The following is a 2,914-nucleotide window of genomic DNA, read 5'->3' on the forward strand; positions in this document are numbered from 1 at the left end:
GGGCGACTGCGTGGAGGTGTTCCACCGGGTGTCGCGGCGTCCGGCGGCCATCGCGCTGGGCACCCACGCCAACAAGCAGGGACGCGTGGCCGGCATCAACATCGGAGGCGGGTACGCGACCTTCCCTGGTGTGGTCGGGACTGCGGTGTCCAAGATCTGCGACGTCGAGGTGGCGCTGACGGGACTCAACGAAAGCCAGGCGCGGGAGGCCGGATTCGAGACGGTGTCGGAGACGGTGGAGTCCACGACCCGGGCCAGCTACTACCCGGGAGCGGAAAAGATGACTGTGAAGCTCGTGGCCGAGAGGCGGTCCGGACGGCTTCTGGGGGCCCAGATCGTCGGCAGGGAGGGCTCGGCCAAGCGCATCGACGTCCTCGCCACGGCCTTGTGGCACGAGATGACGGTGGAGGAGGTGCAGCACCTGGACCTGTCCTACGCTCCTCCCTTCTCGCCGGTATGGGACCCGGTGCTGATTGCTGCGCGCAAGACCTGGGAACGTGTCGAGTACGACTGCCGGAAGGAGACCTGATGGAGCAGACGCTGAACGTCGAAGGCATGAGCTGCGGGGGCTGTGAGTCCACGATCGTTGGAGGGCTTCTGGGGATGCCTGGGGTGCAGGAGGCTTCAGCCGACCACCAGGCCAAGCAGGTGGTGGTGCGGTTCGAGCCGCAGCAGGTGGGACTGGACGCGATCCGGGAGCGCATCGAGGAGATGGGATTCGACGTCCTGGGTGCCGCTTAAGTGACGCGGGTCACGCCTGGGTAGCAACTCCCCCGGCGGCCGGGTCCTGAGAACCCTGCCATAGCCGGACCAGGGCCAGACGCTCGGCGGCCGGTGGGTGGCTGAGCCTCACGTACTTGAGCTTCGAGGGAGCGATCTCGCTCAGGTTCTTGGTCTGAAGTCCCCGCATCATCTCCACGAACGCGTCCGGGTTGCGGGTGAGCTCCAAAGCCTCGATGTCCGCCTGGCGTTCGTAGGCCCGCGAGAACCAGCTGCTCACCAGGCCGAGCGCCATCTGTCCGATCGCGAACGCCCCGAGGAACAGCGGAAGGCCGGCCGGGTCCTTGATGCTGGGGACGCCGGCGAAGTCCAGCGCCGGGCGCCACGTCACGACGGTCCGGACGAGCAGGAACAGAAGAAGCGACGTGACGGCCCCCAGCGCGACCCCCCGGATGATGTGGCGGCGGCGCCAGTGGCCGAGTTCGTGCGCGACCACCGACTCCACGCCCTCGCGCGGCTGCTCAAGCAGGTTGTCGAACAGCACGACTCTGCGCGTCTTTCCGAGGCCGGCGAAGTAGGCGTTGTCCTTTTTGGTGCGCTTGCTGGCGTCCATCACCAGCACGTCGGAGATGGTGACGCCGGCCGACGTGGCGAGGGAGCGCAGCCGTGCGGCCAGGTCCTCGTCGGCCAGAGGCGTGAACTTGTTGAAGATCGGCGCGATCAGCACCGGGTACAGGAACCCGAGCAGCACCCCGAAGACGAGGAACACCAGCCACCCCCAGAACCACCACGAGTCAGTTGACCGGATGAGCGCCCACAACGGGATGAACAGAGCCGAGAAAAGCACGGAGGTGAGCAGGAGCCCTTTGAGCTGGTCGGCGACGAACCCTCCGGGGGTCTGGGTGCTGAACTCCCACTTGCGGTCGTGCACGAACGTCTGCCAGATATCGATGGGCAGGTCGACGATCGTCGAGGCGATCATGAGCCCCAGCATGGTCAGGGCCAGACGGGCGGGCCAGGCCCCCACGCCGAGGGAGTCAAGGATCCTGGGTGCGGCGTGTGTCGACAGCACGCCCAGCAGCAGGGCCAGGCTGAGCAGCGACGAGATGACCCTTGTCACCGTCAGGGGACGCTGGTAGGCCTTGGCGCGGGCGATCTCTTCTTCGCTGAACCACTCGCGCAGCTCGGCCGGGATCCTGCGGTACATGTTCAGCTTCAAGAGCCCTCCTTGGCGCATCGGGGTCGCTCGGGAAACGTCAGGTCCTGAGAAACCAGCTCCACCTTGTCGTCGGGGTTGTCCGAATCCACCGCGGTCAGCTCTGCCTCACCCTCCGCGGTGCAAACGACCCTGATCGTGGAGAATCCGCGTGAGTCGGCTCGCAGGCTGGGCTGTCCGTCCACCCGGAGGTTGGGCCCGGGCAGAAAGCGGAACGTGGAGATGTCCTTGTCCGGGGCCCTCACGTCCTTGTCGCAATCGTCCTGGACCTGGAACTGCAGCTCGACGACGCGTCCGACCGGCCAATTGGGCCCCAAGCTGGAGAACACGGGACCTCCCGGCGCGTACCGGTGCTTCCACTCCACGTCCAGTGAGCCGGCCACGGTCTGTCCGTCCACGATCCGTCCCCGTCCGGACTCCCCGTAAGTGACGACCAGCGTGTCGAAGCACCCTGCCTGCACCCGCACGTCATAGTCGCCGGCGGGGCCCCTGACGACCAGCCGGCCCTGCGCGTCGCTGGACAACGCCTGCCTGGTGGGCCCCTCGGCCAATGCCGGGATCGACCTGGGGTGCCTTCCGTGCTGGTCCACCAGCGTGATGACGAAACCTGAGGGGCCAGCCGGGGCGGCGGAGGGGGACTCCTCCGGCAGATCTGACGCCGACGGGACCGGCGAGGCGTTCGGCGTGGGGACAGGGTCGAACACGCCCCGGCCTATCGATCGGGGCGGGGGCGGGGTCCCGGGCGGGCGATGCCGGGAGTACCGCGGCAGGCTCGCGCAGCCGGAGGCCAGCAAGGTCAAGACCAGGCCGGCCGCTGCAGATCTCGATCGCACGCTTCCCCCGTCCGGTTGGGCGTCAAGTCTGGCACGAAGCCGGGGTAGCTTTGGCTGGTGGAGCCCGTCCGCCCCGACTACTCCGGCGCCTGCCTGGCGAATCTGGTCCGCGCGTTGCTGTCCGGGGGCCTGGAAGCGTGGGTCC

Annotated in this window: 4 protein-coding genes; 2 read left to right on the top strand and 2 right to left on the bottom strand. The window is 67.8% G+C overall.

Annotated elements, in window-relative coordinates:
• Both VNE62_12970 and VNE62_12975 read left to right on the top strand, forming a co-directional pair.
• The coding region (locus VNE62_12970) for a flavoprotein oxidoreductase (GenBank protein HVE93191.1) at window positions 1–529 on the top strand (529 nt) is incomplete at its 5' end.
• Window positions 529–741 (top strand): cation transporter, encoded by a 213-nt coding sequence (locus VNE62_12975; protein ID HVE93192.1) that lies wholly within the window; start codon window positions 529–531, stop codon window positions 739–741. The genes VNE62_12970 and VNE62_12975, both read left to right, overlap by 1 nt.
• A gap of 10 nt (window positions 742–751) precedes the next feature.
• Here the strand turns inward: VNE62_12975 and VNE62_12980 are convergent, their stop codons facing one another.
• Window positions 752–1,939, bottom strand: a complete 1,188-nt coding sequence (locus VNE62_12980; GenBank protein ID HVE93193.1) for a M48 family metallopeptidase — start codon at window positions 1,937–1,939, stop codon at window positions 752–754.
• A complete protein-coding gene (locus VNE62_12985; GenBank protein HVE93194.1) occupies window positions 1,936–2,640 on the bottom strand; it encodes a hypothetical protein in 705 nt (234 codons plus the stop codon). The genes VNE62_12980 and VNE62_12985 overlap by 4 nt, the downstream gene beginning before the upstream one ends.
• Between the last annotated feature and the right edge of the window lie 274 nt (window positions 2,641–2,914).

This window comes from Actinomycetota bacterium, from assembly GCA_035536535.1.
Lineage (GTDB): Bacteria > Actinomycetota > JAICYB01 > JAICYB01 > JAICYB01 > DATLNZ01.